Consider the following 18,373-nt stretch of genomic DNA (forward strand, 5'->3'; position numbering starts at 1 on the left):
GGCCGGTGAAGGGAGACGACGACATGCTGGGCTACCTCTTTCCCGGACAGGGAACGGTCCGCGTCGGCATGGGCGCCTGGCTGCACCGCAGCCCGGTGGCCCGGCGGCGACTGGACGAGGTCGACGCGCTGCTGGCCCGACCGATCTCGCCGCTGTGCGCCCGGGGGCCGCTCGAGCGGCTGGTCGCCACCGAGCACGCCCAGATCGCGGTCACGGCCTGCAACCTGGCGGCGCTGGCCGTCCTCGGCGAGGAGGGGTACGAGCCTGCCGTCGTGGCCGGGCACAGCGTGGGCGAGCTGAGCGCGCTGCACGCGGCCGGGGTGCTGGACCTGGCCGGCACGGTCCGGCTGGTGGAGCTGCGCGCCCGGCTCATGGCCGGCGTCGCCGTCTCCGGCGGGATGGCGGCGGTGATGGGCCTGGCGGTGGAGCGGGTCGAGGAGCTCGCCGAGGCGGCCTCCGCGCCCGGGGAGCCGCTCGTGGTGGGGCTGGAGAACGCGCCCGGCCACGTGGTGGTGTCGGGCTCGCGGGCCGCGCTCGACCGGCTCGCGGACCTCGCCGCCGACGCCGACAAGATCGTTCCTCTGAAGGTGGGCAACGCCTTCCACTCGCCGCTGATGGCCGGCGCCGAGCGCGCCTGGGCCGAGGCGGTCGCGCGGGTGCCCATGAGCGAGCCGCGCGTCGCCGTCGTCCCCAACGTCACCGGCGAGCCCACCCTCGACCTGGACGTCCTGCGCGGCGCGCTGGTGGCCCAGCTCACCGGCCGCGTCCGCTGGACCCGCACGATGGAGGCGATCGCCCCGGCCCCGCCGGTCCTCGCGCCGGCCGTCACGCCGGGCACGGCGGACGCCCCCTCGGACACGCCGGCCGTCGCGCCGGACGCGGTGCGGGTCTCCGGGCCGGTCTCCGTCGTCGAGGTGGGTGACAGCAAGGTGCTCACCGGGCTGGCCCGCCGCACCGGGGTGCGCTGCCTCAGCATGGCCGACCCGGCCACCCTCAGGCGGCTGGCGAAGGCGGTGGCGGCGTGAGGCGGTGGGGCAGCGCGATCGTCGGCCACGCCGGGCTCACCAGCCCCCGCGAGCTCGTCGGCGACATGCCGCTGGAGGTCGTCTACACGCGCGCCGAACGCCTCAGGTCCTCGGGCGGGCGCACCCTGCAGCGCTGGGCCGGACGGCTGGCCGCCAAGCGCGCCGTCCTGCGGCTGCTCGGCCTGCCGCCGACCCCCGAGCGGCTGGGCCAGGTGGAGATCCTGCCGCTTCCCACCGCGGCCTGCCGGGCGGACAGGGCCTGCCTGGGCGGGCACCCGCCCTCCGTACGCCTGCGCGGCGACCTGGCGGCGCTCCCGTCCGCCGACGGTCCCGACGGTCCCGCCGATCCGGCAGGTCCCGCCGGTCCCGCGGCGTCAGGCGCCGGGTGGATCCGGGTGTCGATCAGTCACACCGACGTCAGGGCGGTCGCCCTGGCGGTACGCACCCGGCGGCTGCCGGAAGACGGGGAGGGCTGATGGACGCCAGGAAGACGGCCGAGGCACACCTGGAGGCGTGGCGCGTCGGCGACGCCGAGGCGGTCGCGGCCACCGCCGGCACCTACACCGACCCCGACTGCCCCGCCCCGCTGGCCGGCGAGGCCCTGGCCGCGCACGCCGCCGCCACACTGGCCCGCTTCAGGAACCCGGCCTTCGAGATCGGCCACGTCAGCGGGGACGAGGACGCCGCCGCCGTGTCCTGGAGTTTCCGCGCCGACCACCGCGAGGCGTACCTGGGCATGCCCGCGACCGGGGCAGCCGTCACCGTGTCCGGCCTCGACCTGGTCACCGCCGGTCCCGGCGGCGTGCACGTGCGGCGCGTGTTCGACCGGCTCGCGGTCGCCGAGGCGCTCGGCTACACGGCGCGGTTCGTGCCCGCCGCCGACGAGAGCCGCGAGTTCGGCGTGAGCGCCAGGGCCGCCACCGGCCGCACCGAACGGCCCGGCGCGCTCGTCCTGACCTGGCTGGAGGTCCGCGACGACGCCGAGTCCGCCGACGTGGACCTGCTCAGCGTGGAGATCGTCAAGTCGCTGCGCGCCTCGCGCGGCTTCCTCGGCGTGACCACCTTCGACGTCGGCGGGCGCAAGTTCACGCTCAGCGCCTTCGACCGGCCCGAGTCGCTGCGCGCGGTCCACGCACGGCCGCACCAGCGCGCCATGCGCCGCTTCTTCAAGGGCGGGCTGTGCACGCGCGTCCACACCAGCGTCTGGTACCCCGCCACCGTGCGGGACTACGCGCGCTGCCCCGAATGCGAGCAGGTCGTGACGGCGGGCACGGGCGCGGCCTGCGGCTGCGGATGGACCCCCGACGACGCCTCGACGCTGTGAACGAGTGACTGGAGCCTTGACGATGAGGGAATTCACCACCGAGTACCGGCCCGGTGACCGAGCACCGGCCGTGGTGTTCATGTCCGCGCTGTTCGCCGGCGGCTGGATCTGGGACCACCCCTACGAGAGCCTGGCGCGGGCGGGCCGCACGGTGCTGCGCACCAACGAGGCGATCTGCGCCATGGAGCGCCAGACGGCCGGCTCCATCGAACGGCTCGGCGACGCGCTGCTGTCGGCCTGCGACGCCGCGGGCCTGGACGACATCGTCGTCTGCGCCAACTCCCTCGGCGGCCTGGTCGCCATCGACCTGGCCGGCCGCCACCCCGACCGGGTGCGCGGCATCGTGGTGAGCGGCGCGCCCGGCCTCACCGCCGACCCGGACGTCGGGCTGAGCTTCGACCGGCGCGGCAGCATCCGGCCGACCGGCGAGGACTTCGGCCGCCGCATGGTGGCGGCGCTCTTCCACGAGGGCTGCCACTTCTCGGCCGAGCGCATGGCCGAGGCGGGCGAGCTGATCAACCGCCCCGACTCGATGGTGTCCATGGCCCGCAGCCTCAAGGCCACCCGCGCCTACCGCGTCGGCCCCGCCCTGGACAAGGTCGCCTGCCCCGCCCTGTACGTGTGGGGCAGGCACGACCGGATGACGCCGGTGACCCCCTGGCTGGAGATCCTCGACGGCCGGGAGGGGCACGAGACGCTCGTCATCGAGGAGAGCGGCCACATCCCGATGGTGGAACGCGCCGAGGAGTACACCGCGGCGCTCGGGCCGTTCGTCACCCGCTGCGCCGGAGCGCTCGCGTGAGCACCCCCGCCGTCCTGGTGGGCGTGGACATCGTGGAGACCGGCCGGATGGCCAGGGCCACCGGCAGGGGAGGGGAGACCCTCGCCCGCCACGTCGCCACCGCGGCCGAGCGGAGCCTGGAGGCGGGCGACGTCGCCTTCACGGTCAAGGAGAGCCTCATCAAGGCCGTCGGCGGGCGCGCGCCCGGCTTCACCTGGCACGACTTCGAGGCCGTGACCGCGCCCCCGGCCCCGTGGACCTGGCCGCTGCTGGACGAGGCCGCCGGCGAGCTGGCCGCCTCCACCGGGCTGCCGCTGACCGCCGGGACGGCGTACGCGGTCCGCGGCGCCAGCGCCGGAGCGGCGCTGGCACGGCTGAGTCCCGGCACGCCGGGAACGGTCGCGGCCGTCGCCCGCTGGGGCGAGGGCGGCGGGGTGCTCGTGTCGGTCGCCATCGTCTACGCCGGCCCGCCCGCCTCGCGGGGGAGATCGCACGAGAACGCGCACGAGAACCCGCACGGGAACCCGCAGGGGGAGGAGAGCTGATGTCCGCGACGAGAACGGTCCACCCGGGGGAGTCGATCCAGCGGGCGCTGGACGAGAGCGGCCCCGGCGCCCGGATCGTGCTGCTGGAGGGGACGTACGCGCAGAGCGTGTGGATCAGGCATCCCGGCGTGACGCTGACCGGCGCCGGGGCCGGGCGAACGGAGCTGGTGCCGGGTGACGGCGGGCCGCCCGACGTGCCCCGGCTGCACGACGCCGCCGAGGACGTCGTCAGCGGCGTCACCGTGCACGGCGACGGCGTGGGCGACGTGCGCGTGGAGGCGCTGACGGTGCGGGGCTTCTCCGGCGCCGGCGTCTACGCCCACTCGGCCGCCGGGGTGGCCGTGCACGAGGTGGAGGCGCGCGACAACGCCGTCTGGGGCATCTACCTGCGCGAGTCCACCGGCTGCGCCGTGACGCGCTGCCGCGCCTCGGGCAGCCAGTACGGCGGCGTCGCCCTGAGCTTCTGCCCCCGCTCCGCCGCCGAGATCACCGGCAACGAGTGCTCCGCCAACGCGTTCGGCGTCTTCGTGGACAACTCCTCCGAGGTCACGCTGCGCGGCAACGCCTGCCACGGCAACGCGATCGGCGTGCTGATGCTCAACCAGATCTACGAGGGCGAGCCCGAGGGCGGCGTGCGCGACTGCCTGGTCTCCGGCAACGACCTGTACGGCAACACGCTGGCCGCCGGGGCCGAACCCGACGGCCTGGGCGCGGCCGGCCCGCCGATCTCCGGCGTCGGCCTCGCCCTGATCGGCACCCACCGCGTCGTCGTCGTCGACAACCACATCCACGACAACCACCCCGGCGGCGAGTCGGTCATGGGCGCCGGGTTCGTCATGGGCTCCTCCGCCGACTTCGGCGGCGACGACGTCCTCGACTGCCACGTGCTGTGGAACCGCGTCACCGGCAACACGCCGCTGGACTACCAGCTCGGCGCCGACCTCGCCCGGCAGGTGTTCGCCGCCAACACCGCCGCCAAGGGCGATCCGCCGGAAGCACCGGGGTGGCGGCGATGACGGCCGCGACGGCCGCGACGACCGCCGCCCTGTCCTGCCGGGGCCTCGGCAAGCGCTACGGCGACCTGGTCGCCGTGCACGACGTCGGCTTCTCCATCGCCCCCGGCCAGGCGTACGGCCTGCTCGGCCCCAACGGCGCGGGCAAGACCACCACGATCTCCATGCTGGTGGGGCTGCTGCGGCCGGACACGGGCGCCGTGACGGTCGGCGGCCTCGACCTGGCCCGCGAGCCGCTGCGCGCCAGGTCCAGGATCGGCTACGTACCGCAGGAGATCGCGCTCTACCCCGAGCTGACCGGCCGGGAGAACCTGCGCTTCTTCGGCAGGCTCTTCGGCCTGCGCCGCCACGCCCTCGCCGCGCGCATCACCGAGGTGCTCGACCTGGTCGGCCTCGCCGACCGGGCCGACACCAGGCTCGACACCTACTCGGGCGGCATGAAGCGGCGCATCAACATCGGCGCCGCCCTGCTGCACCGTCCCGAGGTGCTCATCCTCGACGAGCCCACCGTGGGCGTGGACCCCCAGAGCCGCAAGGCCATCCTCGACGGCCTGGAACAACTGGTCGCCGACGGCATGGCGCTGCTGTACACCTCCCACTACATGGAGGAGGTCGAGCGGGTCTGCGACCGGGTGGCGATCATCGACCGCGGCCGCATCGTCGCCGACGGCACCCGCCGCGAGCTGGTCGCCCTGGTCGGCGGCGCCGACACCGTCGAGCTCGTGCTCGACGGCGACGTCGAGACCGCCTTCGCCAAGCTGCGCGCCGTGGAGGGCGTCACCGAGGCCGCCAGGACCGGCACCTCCTCCGTACGCCTGATGGCGGACGGCGGCAGGTACCTGCTGCCGTCGCTCATCACCGCCGTGGAGGGGCACGCCGTCGTGACGGCCGCCCAGGTCGTCGAACCCGACCTGGAGGCGACCTTCCTCCACCTGACCGGCACCACCCTCCGGGACTGACCATGTGGCGAGCCATGCTCACGGTGAGCGCACTCGAACTGCGCACCCGGCTGCGCGACGGCACCGCGATCGTCATCGCGATCCTCGTGCCGGTGACCCTGGCCACCCTGTTCGGGCTGGCCCTGGGCGGCGACGACCCGCCGCTGCGCGCCACGATCGGCATCGTCGACCTGGACCGCGGCGAGTTCCCCGCCGGCGTGCGGCGCGAGGTGACGGCCGACAAGGAGCTCAAGGGCAGCGTGACGCTGCGCGACCTGCCGGGCGAGCAGGAGGCGCGGCGCGCCCTCGCCGCCGACGAGATCGGCGCCGCCATCGTCTTCCCCGCCGGGTTCAGCGACGGCGTCGGCGCCGGGAAGGGCGGCGACGTCAGCGTCCTGACCTCGCCCCGCTCGCCGCTGGCCGGCGTGGTCGCGAGCGCCGTGGTGGACCGGATCTCCGCGCTCGTGGACGCCAGGACGCTGGCGGTGCGCGCGGCCCTGCTCGCCGGGACACCCGGGGACCGCGTCAAGGAGCTGGTGGAGCGCAACGGCGCCGCAGGGCCCGCGCTCACCCTCACCGGCGACCCGATGGCCGGCGGCAAGGTGGACCTCGCGGTCTACTACGGCTCCGGCATGGCGGCGCTGTTCGCCTTCTTCGTCGTGGGCGCGTCGTTCCGCAGCCTGCTCACCGAGCGCAAGCTCGGCACCCTCGACCGGATGCGGGCCGGGCCGGTGGCCGCCTGGGTCCCGGTCGCCGGCAAGGCCGTGGTCGGGTTCGCGCTGGCCATGGTCGGCGTCTGCGCCACCTGGCTCTCCGGCACGCTCATCTTCGGTTCGAGCTGGGGGGACCCTCCCGCCGTGCTCGCCGTGCTGACCGCCCACGTGCTGGCCGCCGCCGCGATCACCATGCTGGTCGCCACCCGGGTCAGGACCGACGCCCAGGCCGACGGGGTGATCATGGTCGTCTCGTTCGTGATGGCGTTCCTCGGCGGCAGCCTGGTGCCGCTGTACAACCTGCCCGGCGTGCTGCAGGGCGTGGCGCTGCTGACGCCGAACGGCTGGACCTCCACGGCGCTGGCGGAGCTGGCCGTGCCCGGCGCGGGCGTGGCCGCCGTCGCGGGCCCGATCGCCGCCCTGCTCGCGATCACGCTCGTCACGGGCGGCCTGGCCGTCGCCGGTCTCAGGAAGGGGACGCTGCTGTGACCACCCCCACGACGCCCATGCCCCCCGCGACCCCCGCGGACCCCGTGTCCCTCGCGGTGCCGGCGTCCCCCGCGACGCCTCCCGCGACGCCCGGGACGCCCGGGACCGCCGCCGCGCCCGGGGGGCTCCGGCCGAGCCCGGTGACCGCGCTGGTGGCCGCCAACCTGCGCCGCCTCACCCGCGACCGCACCGGCCTGTTCTTCATGCTCGTCATGCCGTTCGTGTCCATCCTGTTCGTCGGCATGACGCTCGGCGGCGGCACCGGCTCGTCCCGCCTCCCCGTCGGCGTCGTCGCCCCCGGCTCCGACGCCGTCACCGCCTCCCTGCTCGCCGAGCTGCGCCGCAACCCCGACCTGGACGTACGCCTCATGGACGCGGCCGGGGACGTGCGCTCCGGCGTGCGGACCGGGGCGCTGGCCGCCGGGCTGATCATCGTGCCCGGCGCCACCCGCCTGGAGCTCGTCATGACGCAGACCAACGGCAGCGGCCTGGCCGCCCGCGGCGCCCTCGACGGCGCCGTCGCCAGGGTCGCCGCCGTCCTGGAGGCCACCAGGGCCGCCGTGACCGCCGGCGCCACCCCAGAACAGGCCGCCGGATACGTACGCCGCGCGCAGGCCGAGTCGGGCCGCGTCGGCGTGACCGGCTCGGCCGCAGGCGGCGGCGACCCGCGCGGCTTCGCCTACACCGCCCCCGCCAACCTGCTGCTGTTCACCTTCATCAACTCGATGGCCGTGGCCGCCGCCATGGTGGAGAGCCGCCGGCTGGGAATGCTGCAGCGCGCGCTCACCGCGCCCGTACGGCGCCGGTCGGTGCTGCTGGGCGAGGCGCTGAGCCGACTGCTCGTGGCGCTCGCGCAGGCCGCGATCATCGTGGTGGTCAGCGCGCTGGTGTTCGGCGTGTCATGGGGCGACCCGATCGGCGTGGCCGCCGTCGTGGGGGTGTTCGCGCTCGTCTCCACCGGGGCCGCGATCCTCGTCGGCACGCTGCTGCGATCGCCCGACCAGGCCCCGGCGATCGGCCCGCCGCTCGGCGTGGTCCTCGGCATGCTCGGCGGCTGCCTGTGGCCGCGCGAGTCCTCCGGGGAGGTGCTGAACGCCGTCGGCCACCTGTTCCCGCACGCCTGGGGGATGGACGCGCTGCTGACGCTCACCGAACCCGGCGCCGGCCTGACCTCGGTCCTGCCCCAGCTCGGCGTGCTCGCCGGGATGGCCGCCCTGCTCCTGACCGTCTCACTGGTCCTGTTCAACCGCCGCACCCCGGCCCGCACGTGAGCGCCGGGCGGAAGGAGGGAACGCGTTGAAGGGAATCCTGCTCGCCGGAGGACGGGGCACCCGCCTGCTGCCCAGCACGCTGGCGGTCTCCAAGCAGCTCCTGCCGGTCAACGACAAGCCGATGGTGTACTTCCCGCTGTCGGTGCTCATGCTGGCGGGCATCAGGGACATCCTGATCATCACCATGCCCCGCGACCTGCCGCAGCTTCGGCGCCTGCTCGGCGACGGCTCCCAGCTCGGGCTCCGCATCGACTACGCCGAGCAGCCCGAGCCCAACGGCATCGCCGAGGCCCTCGTGATCGGGGCCGACCACATCGGCGGCGACCCGGTCGCGCTCGTCCTGGGCGACAACGTCTTCCACGGCCACTCCTTCCAGGAACTGCTGCGCACCGAATGCCGGCAGGTGGACGGCTGCGTGCTGTTCGGCTACCCGGTCGGCGACCCCCACCGGTACGGCATCGCCGAGACGGACGCGGACGGCCGGCTGCTGTCCATCGTGGAGAAGCCGCGGGAACCCCGCTCCAACCGTGCGATCGTCGGCCTCTACCTGTACGACGGCGAGGCGGTCGACATCGCCAAGAACCTCACCCCGTCCGCGCGCGGCGAGCTGGAGATCACCGATCTCAACCGCGTCTACCTCGAACGGGGCAGGGCCAAGGTGGTCGATCTGGGCCGCGGCTTCGCCTGGCTGGACGCCGGGACCCCCGAGTCGCTGCTGCAGGCCGGCCAGTACGTCCAGCTCATGGAACAGCGGCAGGGCGTACGGATCGCCTGCCTTGAGGAGATCGCCCTTCGCATGGGCTACATCGACGCCGAGGCCTGTCACCGGCTCGGCGCCGAACTCGGTACGTCCGCCTACGGCCAGTACGTCATCTCGGTGGCCGAGCGGTTCGCGAACAGTAAGGAGTGACCATCATGTCCATGACGACCCTGTTCACCGACAGGTCGCCCTCCGACGGCGAGCATGTGACCGATGTGTACCACTACGCCGCCCGCAAGGGCGCGATCGAGGCGGTCGACGTGGCCGCCGCCGACCTGGGGATCGACGTCCACCTGGTGAGCGAGGCGGTGCGGCACCTGGTGGAGAACCGCCTGCTGCGCATCGACGACGGCGTCGGCGGTCTCGGAGGCCTCGGCGGTGCCGTCGGTGCCGTCGGTGGCGTCGGTGGCCGGTTCGTGCCCGTCGACCCCGACCTAGCGATCGCCTCGATGGTCTCCTCCGTCGAGCGGGAGATCTACCGGCGGCGCGAGCTCATCGACCAGATCCGCGAGCGGGTCGGCGTCCTGGGCGCCGGGGCCGGCGGAGACTCCGCGCCCAGCACCGTGGAGTACCTGGTGGGGGCCATGGAGGTGCGCGGCTTCCTCAAGACCGCCGGCGACGCCTGCCGCGACGAGCTGCTCGTCCTGCAGGCCGGGGTGAGCGAGGCCGGCGACCTGTCGCAGATGTTCCTGGTGCTGGTCGCCAGGGGCGTGACCGTGCGGGTCATCTGCCAGCACCGCAGCCGGGCCGACGTGACGACGCGGCTGGTGATGAAGCGGCTGACCGACGCCGGCGTGGAGGTATACACCGTCAGCCACGTGCCGCGCTCGGCCATCGTCTTCGACCGCTCGCTCGTCGCCCTGTTCGGCGACGGCGAGGGCGGCGAGAGCGGCGACGTCACCCTCGCCCGGGTGCGCAACCAGGGGATCGCCCGGTTCTTCCTGGACATGTTCAACCACCTGTGGGAGACCGCCACACCGCTGGAGGGCGTCGAGTTCGGCTACGGAACCGTCGCCGACGACCTCCAGCAGTCCATCGCCGCGCTCATGGCCAAGGGCTACACCGACGAGGTGGTCGCCCGCAAGCTCGGCATGTCGGTGCGAAGCTGCCGCCGGCACATCGCCACCCTCATGCGCGACCTCGACGCCACCAGCCGCTTCCAGGCGGGGGTGGAGGCGGCCAGGAAGTTCCTCAAGACGGGCTGACGGGGGCGTGGCCGCCCATGACGACGGCCACGCCCGCCAGATCGCGGGCCCGCTCGATGACCAGGTCGAGACCGAGCACCAGATCCTCGAACGGCATCCGCGCGTCCAGGCAGATCCGGACCGTGCTGTTGGCGTCCTCCGCGCTCAGGCCGATGGCCGTCAGCACGTGCGAGGGCTCCTGCGAGCCGGAGTTGCACGCCGACCCGGTGGCCAGCGCCACCGCCGACAGGCTGGAGACCAGGCTCTCCCCGCGTACACCGGGCAGGACCACGCTGAGCACGTGCGGCACGCCCCGGTGCGGATCGCCGTTGACGCGCACGCCCGGCAGCCCCGCCCGCAGCATGTCCAGCGCGGTGGCGCGCAGCTCGGCGACCCGCCGCCGCTCGGCGTCCATCCGCGCCAGCGCCAGCTCGCACGCCCTGCCGAGACCGACCACCAGGTGCGTCGGGATCGTGCCGCTGCGCAGCTCGTACTGCCCGCCGCCGAACATGATCGGCCGCAGCCGGTGACGGATCTCCGGCCGGACGTACAGCGCGCCGACGCCCTTGGGGCCGCGGATCTTGTGCCCCGACAGCGACAGCGTGTCGATCCCGGCCTCCCGCACCCGCAGCGGGATCCGGCCGGCCGCCTGCGCGGCGTCCACGTGCAGCACGGCCCCCACCGCGTGGCAGAGCGCGGCCATCGCCGCCACCGGCTGCACGGTGCCGATCTCGCTGTTGACCCACGCCGTGGTGGCGACCCTGGAGTTCAGGTCGAGCAGGCCGGCCAGGTGCCCCAGGTCGACCTCGCCGCCGGGACCGACCCGCATCGTCCGGACGTCCACGCCGCGGGCGGCCAGCGCCCGGCCGATCGCCAGCGACGACTTGTGGTCGGTCGGGCAGAACAGCCCGCCGGCCGGGGCCCGGTCGTCGTGGCCGAACATGCCGAGCAGCGCCAGGTTGTTGCTCTCCGTCGCGCCGGAGGTGAACACCACGTCGGCCGGGTCCGCGCCCAGGAGCGCCGCCACCGAGGAGGCCGCCCCGTCCACGGCCCTTCTCGCCCGCTTGCCGAGCACGTGAGGGGAGGAGGGGTTGCCGTACTCCTCCCGCAGGAACGGCAGCATCGCCTCGAACACCTCGTCGTCGACCCGCGTGGTCGCGCAGCCGTCCAGATAGATGACCTTCCCCATGGTCGTCAGCTCCGGAACGTGCTGACGGTGACGAGCTTGCCGTAGATGTCCTGGACGGACATCTCGCCGCTGCCGCCGGGATCGGCGATGACCACCCGCATGTCCGGCAGGTCGTACAGGCTCAGCGCGATGTCCACGCCGGTCTGCACGGGCATCAGGCACTCGCCCGGCGCGAAGATCAGGATCGCCCGGTAGCCGGCCCGGTACACCTCGGCGATCATCTCGGTGATCTCGCCCGCGCAGCCGGTGATGCCGCAGCTGATCAGCGTGCGGTAGTTGCCGGCCGCGTCGAGGAAGGCCACCTCGCTGTCGCCGCTCCCGCCGGAGAGGTAGCGCTTCTCCAGGCGGCCCTGCTTGACCAGCCGGTCGGCGGCCTTCTGGAAGCGGTACTTCAGCCAGGTCTCGGGGAAGGCCAGCGGGTGCTTCCTGCTCGGCAGCACGTCCGCGGCCGACAGCCCGGCATCGCCCAGGATCTTCTCGTACGAGGCGGGCAGCGCGGTGAAGCCCTCGAAGAACTCCGCGCGCAGCTCACCGGCGGGCCGTCCCGTCACCGGCACGTACTGCCAGTCGTTGACGAGCAGGAGCAGCCGGGAGTCCACCCCGGCCGCGGCGTACTCGCGCAGCAGGCCGGCCGACAGCTCCCAGGTGTAGCCGGGGAAGATGCCGACGCGGCCGGAGATGCGGCGGCGCATGGTCTCGCCCGCCTGCTCCTCGATGACGCCCGGGACGAGCCGCTTGGACGCCTCGTCCTCGAACAGCATGAAGTGGCCGCCCATGACGACCAGGTTGGCGAGGTCCTCGGCGGGCAGCTCGTGGGCGATGGCGTCGCGGAGCTCCTGCTCGGAGGCGACCAGCCGGTGCGTCTTGGACACCTGGCCGGTGGATACGTGGTTCATGGTGCGTCACTCCGAATTCACGGGTTCTGGACGGGGGTGTTCCGTGGGTCCGGGGTCGGCCGGACAGGGGGCCGCGCAGGGTTCTGGGCGGCGTTCTGGGCAGCGTCGTGGGAAGGATCGTGGGCGGGGTTCTGGACGGGGGTGTTCCGCGGGTCCCGGGCCAGCCGGGAGGCCAGCGCGCCCAGCGGCGCGGGACCGGCGAGCCGGTTGACGGTCAGGCCCTCCCAGCCGTTCCGGGCGAGCTCGGCCAGCACCTGCGGGATGCGCAGGGCCTGGCCTCCGGCGAGGGTGTAGCTGTGGGACAGGTCGAGGCCGGCGTCGAGGTCGCCGGGCCGGTGCGCCCGCCGCACGGCGTCGGCCAGCGCCAGGGCTGCGGGGCCGGTCACGCCGTCCCAGACCTCGATCGGGGGCGTGGCGGGCGCGGTGGACGCGGTGGGGGGTGGTTCGAATCCGGCCAGCCGGGCCGCCTCGCTCAGCGGCAGGTCGGCGGGGCCGGGGGCGGGGTCGATGGCAGTGGCGATGGCAGTGATGGCGGCAGTGGTGGCGGGGTTGGTGGCGGAGTCGGCTGTGGTGGTGGTGGTGGCGGTGCGGTCGGCGGTGGTGGCGACGGCGGGGCCGGTGGTGAGGGCGGCGGCGGGGTCGTGGGCGAGGACCAGGGCCTCCATTCCGCGCAGGAAGCGCTCCACGGCGACCGCGTCCATGACCGGTGAGGCGGCGTGGAGGGACACGGCGACGGCGTCGCACCACTCGTCCACACGCAGGTAGGTGTCGGAGTCGTGGTGGGCCCAGGCCTCCGGGACCGGGTTCCAGGTGAAGGCGGTGCGCCGGCCGCCGTACTCGCGGGTGCGCTGCTTGATGAAGTTGATCTCCGAGCCGAGCCGCACGGCCGCGCCGCGCCGGGAACCCTCCCGCGAGACCATCTCGACGACCTTGTCGTAGGGCACGTACGCGTGCTCCCGGGCACGCTCGTACGCCGCCGCCACCCGGCGCAGCAGCTCGCCGAACGAGGGGTCGCCCTCGCAGCCGACGCGCACCAGCATCGGCGAGAACATGCACGTCAGCACGTCCGGGCAGGGGTGCGACTCGCGGTTGCTGACGAACGCCAGGTGCGCGACGTCGTCCTGGCCGGTGTAGGCGGCCATCATCGCGGTGTAGGCGGCCACGTGCACCAGCGACGGCCACACGCCGTGCCGGGCGGCGATCCGCCGCGAGGCCCCGAGCATCGCCGGCGAGATCAGCGTCGCGTGCCGGGCGGGCGGCCCCTGCGGGGTGCCCGGCACCGCCGTTCCCTTCGGCACCGCCGTTCCCTTCGGCACCGCCGTTCCCGTCGGCACCGACGGCAGGGACGGCGTCGCGGGCGGGGCGGGGGGCTCCGGCGGGGTGCCGCGCCGTGTCGCGAACGGGTCGGCGGGCAGGCAGGCCACCTCCTCCTGCCAGTACGCCATGGCCCGCGACGCCACGATGGCGGCGTCGGCCGAGGCCTCGTGCCGGGCCAGGTCGGCGGGCTGGCGGCTCACCGGGAGCAGGACCGCCGGACGGCGGGAGGCGATCCCCACGCCCTGCGTGCGCAGCTCCCGCTTGATCTCACCCAGCGTCCACACGTCCACGGCCAGGTGGTTGAACACCAGCACGCAGTGCCTGGGCACGCCGCCCGTGGTGATCAGGCAGGCCCGGATCGGCCACTCGCCGGCGAGGTCGAACGGCCTGCCGGTGAGCTCCTCGACCACGTCGGCGGGTGCGGCCGTGCCGTCCCGCTCGGTGGTGAGCACCGTGACCGGGAGCGGCGCGGGCGGATGCACCCGCTGCGCGGGCTCCGGGGCCAGGTCGAAGGTGGTGCGCAGGATCTCGTGCCGGCGCACCAGGTAGGTGAGCATCGCCCGGCAGGCGGCGACCGTGAGTCCCGGAGGCAGGTCGAAGCGCAGGACCACGTGCGTCTCGCGCCGGTGCCGGGGCGGTAGCTGGTGGAACCGCAGCCACATGTAGCGCTGTCCCCAGCACAGGTTCGCGGATTTCACCGGTTCCCACCCCCAGCGGTTGTCGTATGACCCCCAATAGGATCGAGGATCGGCTTTTCCGGCAGGCGGCACAACCACCGCCCAATGGCAGGTTCCGGCCCGGAATAAATTGCCAGAAACGCGTTGCCTGTTTCCTTGACCGGCGCCCCGTCTTTGGGCAGCCTCGATATCGGCGAATATCCACCGCCGGACAGGGGGTAACACGATGCTGGAAATACCCGACCGGTTCCAGAGCATTCTGCGCGCGCATCTGCCGTACGCGGAGACGGGCGGCCTGACCGCCCGCGACGAGCTGTCCGCGCTCGGCCTCGACTCGATGGGGGTCGTACGCCTGCTCGTCGACATCGAGAACCGCTACGCGGTCGAGCTGCCCGACGAGATCCTGGACGAGGCCACGTTCGCGACGGTCGGCTCGCTGTGGGGCGCGCTGTCCATGCTGATGACGATCGGACCGGACCGCCCCCGGGCGTTCTGAGATCTCCCCGGCGTCTCCCGGCTCTTGCGGGGGCTCGGGAGGGTTTCCAGGAGCTCGGGGGCTCGGGGTTTTCAAGGTTTTCGGGAGGTCCGGGGCGGCCCCGGGCGGCTCCGGGGTGTTTCGATGCGGGTCCCCGCCGGTGGTCGTTCACCGCGCGGGTCACCCGCCGGCGCCCATCGGCGCCCGCCGCCCCTTTCGACGCAGGTCGTCCACCGGTGCGGGTCGCCTGTACACACGGTTCACCTGTCCCCGTTCACCCGTCGCCTGTCCACGCGTCACCCGTCCCGGTTCACCCGTGTCACCCGTCACCCGTCCACATGGTTCAGCCGCCCAGCAGGCCCGCCAGGGTCCGCCGGTCCACCTTGCCGTTGGCGTTGAGCGGCAGCTCCGCCAGCAGCGTGACCGAGCGGGGCACCATGTATCCGGGCAGCACCTGCGTGACCCCCTTGACCAGCGCCACCGCGTCCAGGTCCGCGCCGGTGCAGGCGGCCGTCAGCTCCGGCTCGCCGTCGGGGCCCGGCAGCGCCAGCACGGCCGCCTCCTGCACCCCCGGCTGCCCGCGCAGGGCGCACTCGACCTCGCCCAGCTCCACCCGGTGGCCGGAGATCTTCACCTGCTGGTCCAGCCGGCCCAGGTGCACCAGTAGCCCGTCGCGCCACGCCACCCGGTCCCCGGTGCGGTACCACAGCTCGGGCGCGACCGTGGCGTCCCCCGTGACCGTGAGATCTTCCGCGACCGTGGCGTTCCCGGTGACCGTGCCGTCCACCGCGCTCGCACCTTCCCCCGCGACCGTGGCATGCGCCGCGACCGTGCCGTCCCCCGTCCCGGCCGGGACGGGGGCGTCGCCGTCGAAGGCGGTGAACCGGCCCGCGTTCACCGCCGGATCGGTGTAGCCGGGGAAGCGCTGCACCCCGCGCAGGCACAGCTCGCCCTCCTCGGCGGGCCGCCCGTCCCCGTCGAGCACCAGGTGCTCGACGCCCGGGTACGGCAGGCCGATCGGCACCGTGCCGTTGGCCGTCTCCGGCCAGAGGGAGCGGTCGGCCGGCAGGCGGTACTCGGTGCAGCTCAGCGTCAGCTCCGTCGGGCCGTACAGGTTCTCCAGGACGCCGCCGGGCGCGGCCGACCGCCAGGCGTCGGCCTGGCGCAGGGTGAGGGGCTCCCCGCAGAACAGGCTCCACCGCAGCGACGGCATCGCCCCGGGCGCCAGCCGGCGCAGCCGCATGGCCACCGACACCACCGACGGCACCGAGAACCAGTGGGTGAGCCGTTCCCTGGCGACGAACGCGACCGGCTTGAGCAGGTCGTAGCGGCCCGGCACGACGAGGGTCGCGCCGCCGCCCCAGGTGGCGAACAGGTCGAACACCGACAGGTCGAACGTCAGGTCGAAGGTCTGGGAGACGCGGCAACCGGGGCCGATCCCGTACCGGGGGATCACGTGCCGCAGGTAGGCGTCCACGGCGCGGTGACGTACCGGGACCCCCTTCGGCACGCCGGTGGAGCCCGACGTGAACAGCACGTAGGCCAGGTCGTCGGCGCCGGCCTCCCGCGGGGCGCCCGCCTCCCGCGAGGCGGTGGCGCGCGGGACGTCCGCCGGGTCCACCCGCAGGGTGGGCGGGACGTCTCCCCGCGGCCCGGCGAGATTCGCGCCCAGGCTACCCGGACCGTCGTCCCCCGGCGGCCCGGCGAGGTCCGGCGGCTCGTGGGTGGCGTCGGACAGCACGAGGTCGAGGCGGGCGGACGCGGCCACCAGGCGGTTGCGCGCGGCCGGCGCGGCCGGGTTCAGCGGGACCGCCGCCGCGCCCAGCCGCTGGATCGCCAGGTACCCGGCGTAGGCCAGGACGCCGCGGCCGGCGTGCAGCCCCACGCGCGCCGGCGGCCCGCCGCAGGCGGCCGCGATCCGCGCCGCCAGGTGGGCGGACATCGCCTCCAGCTCGGCGTAGGTGTACCGCTCGCCGCCCACCTCCAGGGCGGTCCGGTCGCCGAAGCGTGCCGCGGAGGCGGCGAACCACTGGTGGAGGGTACGTGCCATGAAGCTCTCCAGGTGACGGCCCGGCCGCTACCGGGGTGGTTCGGGGAGGCGGGGACGGGAACAGCGACGGAAGCGGCTACCGGTTCGGGAACAGCGACGGAGGCGGCTGCCAGGGGGGTCGGGAACAGTGGTGGAGGCGGCTGCCGGTTCGCGAGCCGCTACCGGGGTGGTTCGGGCAGGCGGGACGGGAACAGCGACGGAGGCAGCTCCTCGCCCGTGCCCCACAGGTCCTTCAGCGCGCGCCCGGGGTCGGTCAGCGCGAGCTGCATCCCCAGCGGGATCGTCCGCATGATGTCGACCATCGCCGGGGCGGGCAGCACCTCCGGGTCGGCCAGCATGAGCACGCCGGTGCGCCCGCCGCGCACCTCGACCCGGACCCGGAACGCCTGCCCGTACGGCTGCGCCAGGGGCGTCCAGGCCAGCTCGGCGGGCGTCTGGTCGGCCGGGTCGCTCGGCTTGCGGTCCACCTGGATGTAGTTGAACCAGGCCCGGAAGAGGTGGTTGATCCAGCAGCCGTGCTCGGGCACGGAGCCGGCGGCCTCGGCCACCTCGGCGATCCGGTCGACGTCGTAGGACCCGTGGCGGTAGGCCCGGGTGCCCGCCCAGTGCAGGCGCCTGATGTGCTCGGCGAGCGTGGCCCGCCGGTCCACCTCGGTGACGACGGGGACGAGCTGGTTCATCGTGCCGACGAGGTGCTGGTCCTCCGGGGCGAACCGGTTGGACGACATCAGGCTCATCGTGACCCGGTCGGTGCCCAGGTGCCTGGCCAGGCCGGCGGCCACGAACGCCATCACCACGGCCGGGGCGGTGACGCCGTGCGTGCGGGCCACCTCCGCCGCCAGGCCGCCCAGGCGCCGCGAGTGCAGGGTCAGCTCCAGCCGCTCGCCCTTGACCCGCGCGGGCAGCGTCGGCAGCCCGTCCATCAGCCCGTCGGCCAGCACGCTCCGCCAGTGGCGTTCCGCGCCCTCCTGCCGCGGCAGCCAGGCCGCCTCACGCTGCCGCCGCGCCATCTCGCGCGGTGGCGGCGGTGGCGGCGGCGACACCGGCAGCAACGCCGACGACGCCGACGCCGACGGTGACGCCGGCGACAGGGCGGCCGCGCCGGACATCAGCGCCTTGAACTCGTCCTGCAGGTGATGGATCGACCACAGGTCCACGATCAGGTGGGAGAACGCCAGCGTCAGGTACATCGGGGCACCCCCCGTGCTGACCAGCCGGCCGCGCCAGTTGAGGTCACCGGCCATCGCGAACGGCATCGCCACCAGCTCGGCCTTGGTCCGCTCGTGCTCCGAGGGGTCGGTGACGATCCGGTCGACCCGCTCGATCGGCAACTCCACGCCCTCGTGCACGTGCTGGACCGGGCGGGCGCCGGCGCCCGGCCCGTAGGTGGTCCGCAGGGCCTCGTGCCGCTCGACGAGCCGCTCCAGCGCGGCGGTCACCCGCCCCATGGGCAGGCCACGCAGGTCCCACGTGGTCGGCAGGTTCGCCTCGGCCAGCCAATCCTCCGGATACCGCTCGATCTCGCGCCAGCTGAAGAGCTGGCCGTGGCTGAGCGGAGACTCGACGGGCATGCGCCCCTCCTCCCGCGGATTTCTCCGCCTGTCATTCATCCCGGACCCGGACGCCGGGGTCAAGGCCCTGTCCCCTGGGAGGCGATGGCAACAAACGGCGGTAACAAGGTGCCGCCCACAGACCATGTCGCCGCGTGAGAACCGGCAATTAGGGT

17 protein-coding genes are annotated in these 18,373 nt (G+C 74.2%); 12 read left to right on the forward strand and 5 right to left on the reverse strand.

Going from position 1 to position 18,373, the window contains the following annotated elements; all coding sequences use genetic code 11:
* Window positions 1-5 precede the first annotated feature (5 nt).
* Genes ACLQ2R_RS32680 through ACLQ2R_RS32730 form a run of 11 tightly spaced genes read left to right on the forward strand, consistent with a single transcriptional unit; the run spans window position 6 to window position 10,064 of the window.
* Window positions 6-1,025: an ACP S-malonyltransferase gene (locus tag ACLQ2R_RS32680; protein ID WP_425965160.1), complete on the forward strand. Its 1,020-nt coding sequence runs from the start codon at window positions 6-8 to the stop codon at window positions 1,023-1,025.
* The gene (locus ACLQ2R_RS32685) at window positions 1,022-1,501 is read left to right on the forward strand and encodes a phosphopantetheinyl transferase (RefSeq protein ID WP_425965162.1); all 480 of its coding nucleotides are present in this window, start codon (window positions 1,022-1,024) and stop codon (window positions 1,499-1,501) included. Before ACLQ2R_RS32680 ends, ACLQ2R_RS32685 begins: the two co-directional genes overlap by 4 nt.
* Window positions 1,501-2,349: an ester cyclase gene (locus tag ACLQ2R_RS32690; RefSeq protein ID WP_425965164.1), complete on the forward strand. Its 849-nt coding sequence runs from the start codon at window positions 1,501-1,503 to the stop codon at window positions 2,347-2,349. The genes ACLQ2R_RS32685 and ACLQ2R_RS32690 overlap by 1 nt, the downstream gene beginning before the upstream one ends.
* A gap of 22 nt (window positions 2,350-2,371) precedes the next feature.
* Window positions 2,372-3,151 carry an alpha/beta fold hydrolase gene (locus ACLQ2R_RS32695; RefSeq protein WP_425965165.1) on the forward strand — a complete coding sequence of 260 codons (780 nt, stop codon included), beginning with the start codon at window positions 2,372-2,374 and terminating at the stop codon, window positions 3,149-3,151.
* Entirely contained in the window at window positions 3,148-3,675 is a 528-nt protein-coding gene (locus ACLQ2R_RS32700; protein WP_425965167.1) for a 4'-phosphopantetheinyl transferase superfamily protein, read from the forward strand. Before ACLQ2R_RS32695 ends, ACLQ2R_RS32700 begins: the two co-directional genes overlap by 4 nt.
* A complete protein-coding gene (locus tag ACLQ2R_RS32705) occupies window positions 3,675-4,691 on the forward strand; it encodes a right-handed parallel beta-helix repeat-containing protein (protein ID WP_425965169.1) in 1,017 nt (338 codons plus the stop codon). The genes ACLQ2R_RS32700 and ACLQ2R_RS32705 overlap by 1 nt, the downstream gene beginning before the upstream one ends.
* The gene (locus ACLQ2R_RS32710) at window positions 4,688-5,647 is read left to right on the forward strand and encodes an ABC transporter ATP-binding protein (protein WP_425965171.1); all 960 of its coding nucleotides are present in this window, start codon (window positions 4,688-4,690) and stop codon (window positions 5,645-5,647) included. The genes ACLQ2R_RS32705 and ACLQ2R_RS32710 overlap by 4 nt, the downstream gene beginning before the upstream one ends.
* A gap of 14 nt (window positions 5,648-5,661) precedes the next feature.
* Window positions 5,662-6,828, forward strand: a complete 1,167-nt coding sequence (locus ACLQ2R_RS32715) for an ABC transporter permease (RefSeq protein WP_425965173.1) — start codon at window positions 5,662-5,664, stop codon at window positions 6,826-6,828.
* The gene (locus ACLQ2R_RS32720) at window positions 6,825-8,099 is read left to right on the forward strand and encodes an ABC transporter permease (protein WP_425965175.1); all 1,275 of its coding nucleotides are present in this window, start codon (window positions 6,825-6,827) and stop codon (window positions 8,097-8,099) included. The genes ACLQ2R_RS32715 and ACLQ2R_RS32720 overlap by 4 nt, the downstream gene beginning before the upstream one ends.
* Before the next feature lie 25 nt (window positions 8,100-8,124).
* Window positions 8,125-9,009 carry a glucose-1-phosphate thymidylyltransferase RfbA gene (gene rfbA, locus ACLQ2R_RS32725; RefSeq protein ID WP_425965177.1) on the forward strand — a complete coding sequence of 295 codons (885 nt, stop codon included), beginning with the start codon at window positions 8,125-8,127 and terminating at the stop codon, window positions 9,007-9,009.
* Between the two features lie 5 nt (window positions 9,010-9,014).
* Window positions 9,015-10,064, forward strand: coding sequence for a hypothetical protein (locus ACLQ2R_RS32730; RefSeq protein ID WP_425965178.1), 1,050 nt, complete (start codon window positions 9,015-9,017; stop codon window positions 10,062-10,064).
* On the opposite strand, the gene ACLQ2R_RS32735 is transcribed toward ACLQ2R_RS32730, so the two are convergent.
* From ACLQ2R_RS32735 to ACLQ2R_RS32745, 3 genes are read right to left on the reverse strand one after another with little or no spacing between them, the layout of a single operon-like run.
* Window positions 10,051-11,232 carry a cysteine desulfurase family protein gene (locus tag ACLQ2R_RS32735; RefSeq protein WP_425965180.1) on the reverse strand — a complete coding sequence of 394 codons (1,182 nt, stop codon included), beginning with the start codon at window positions 11,230-11,232 and terminating at the stop codon, window positions 10,051-10,053. The genes ACLQ2R_RS32730 and ACLQ2R_RS32735 overlap by 14 nt on opposite strands.
* Window positions 11,233-11,237: 5 nt before the next feature.
* Window positions 11,238-12,128, reverse strand: a complete 891-nt coding sequence (locus ACLQ2R_RS32740) for an LPD16 domain-containing protein (RefSeq protein WP_425965181.1) — start codon at window positions 12,126-12,128, stop codon at window positions 11,238-11,240.
* Between the two features lie 17 nt (window positions 12,129-12,145).
* On the reverse strand, window positions 12,146-14,143 hold the full coding sequence (locus ACLQ2R_RS32745; protein ID WP_425965183.1) for a condensation domain-containing protein: 1,998 nt from the start codon (window positions 14,141-14,143) through the stop codon (window positions 12,146-12,148).
* Window positions 14,144-14,348: 205 nt separating this feature from the next.
* Here ACLQ2R_RS32745 and ACLQ2R_RS32750 point away from each other — a divergent pair, with 205 nt between their 5' ends.
* Window positions 14,349-14,618, forward strand: a complete 270-nt coding sequence (locus tag ACLQ2R_RS32750; RefSeq protein WP_386248005.1) for a phosphopantetheine-binding protein — start codon at window positions 14,349-14,351, stop codon at window positions 14,616-14,618.
* 322 nt (window positions 14,619-14,940) lie between these two features.
* On the opposite strand, the gene ACLQ2R_RS32755 is transcribed toward ACLQ2R_RS32750, so the two are convergent.
* Window positions 14,941-16,647, reverse strand: a complete 1,707-nt coding sequence (locus ACLQ2R_RS32755) for an AMP-binding protein (RefSeq protein WP_425965185.1) — start codon at window positions 16,645-16,647, stop codon at window positions 14,941-14,943.
* 158 nt (window positions 16,648-16,805) lie between these two features.
* Entirely contained in the window at window positions 16,806-18,218 is a 1,413-nt protein-coding gene (locus ACLQ2R_RS32760) for a condensation domain-containing protein (RefSeq protein WP_425965187.1), read from the reverse strand.
* Window positions 18,219-18,373 lie beyond the last annotated feature (155 nt).

Source organism: Streptosporangium sp. DT93 (assembly GCF_049844535.1).
In the GTDB taxonomy this organism is placed as follows: Bacteria; Actinomycetota; Actinomycetes; order Streptosporangiales; family Streptosporangiaceae; genus Streptosporangium.

Coding starts and splice junctions, on each gene's coding strand:
- ACLQ2R_RS32705 (WP_425965169.1), top strand. CDS start 3,675: ATGTCCGCGACGAGAACGGTCCACCCGGGGGAGTCGATCCAGCGGGCG.
- ACLQ2R_RS32760 (WP_425965187.1), bottom strand. CDS start 18,218: ATGCCCGTCGAGTCTCCGCTCAGCCACGGCCAGCTCTTCAGCTGGCGC.
- ACLQ2R_RS32715 (WP_425965173.1), top strand. CDS start 5,662: ATGCTCACGGTGAGCGCACTCGAACTGCGCACCCGGCTGCGCGACGGC.
- ACLQ2R_RS32740 (WP_425965181.1), bottom strand. CDS start 12,128: ATGAACCACGTATCCACCGGCCAGGTGTCCAAGACGCACCGGCTGGTC.
- ACLQ2R_RS32755 (WP_425965185.1), bottom strand. CDS start 16,647: ATGGCACGTACCCTCCACCAGTGGTTCGCCGCCTCCGCGGCACGCTTC.
- ACLQ2R_RS32750 (WP_386248005.1), top strand. CDS start 14,349: ATGCTGGAAATACCCGACCGGTTCCAGAGCATTCTGCGCGCGCATCTG.
- ACLQ2R_RS32735 (WP_425965180.1), bottom strand. CDS start 11,232: ATGGGGAAGGTCATCTATCTGGACGGCTGCGCGACCACGCGGGTCGAC.
- ACLQ2R_RS32710 (WP_425965171.1), top strand. CDS start 4,688: ATGACGGCCGCGACGGCCGCGACGACCGCCGCCCTGTCCTGCCGGGGC.
- ACLQ2R_RS32730 (WP_425965178.1), top strand. CDS start 9,015: ATGTCCATGACGACCCTGTTCACCGACAGGTCGCCCTCCGACGGCGAG.
- ACLQ2R_RS32695 (WP_425965165.1), top strand. CDS start 2,372: ATGAGGGAATTCACCACCGAGTACCGGCCCGGTGACCGAGCACCGGCC.
- ACLQ2R_RS32690 (WP_425965164.1), top strand. CDS start 1,501: ATGGACGCCAGGAAGACGGCCGAGGCACACCTGGAGGCGTGGCGCGTC.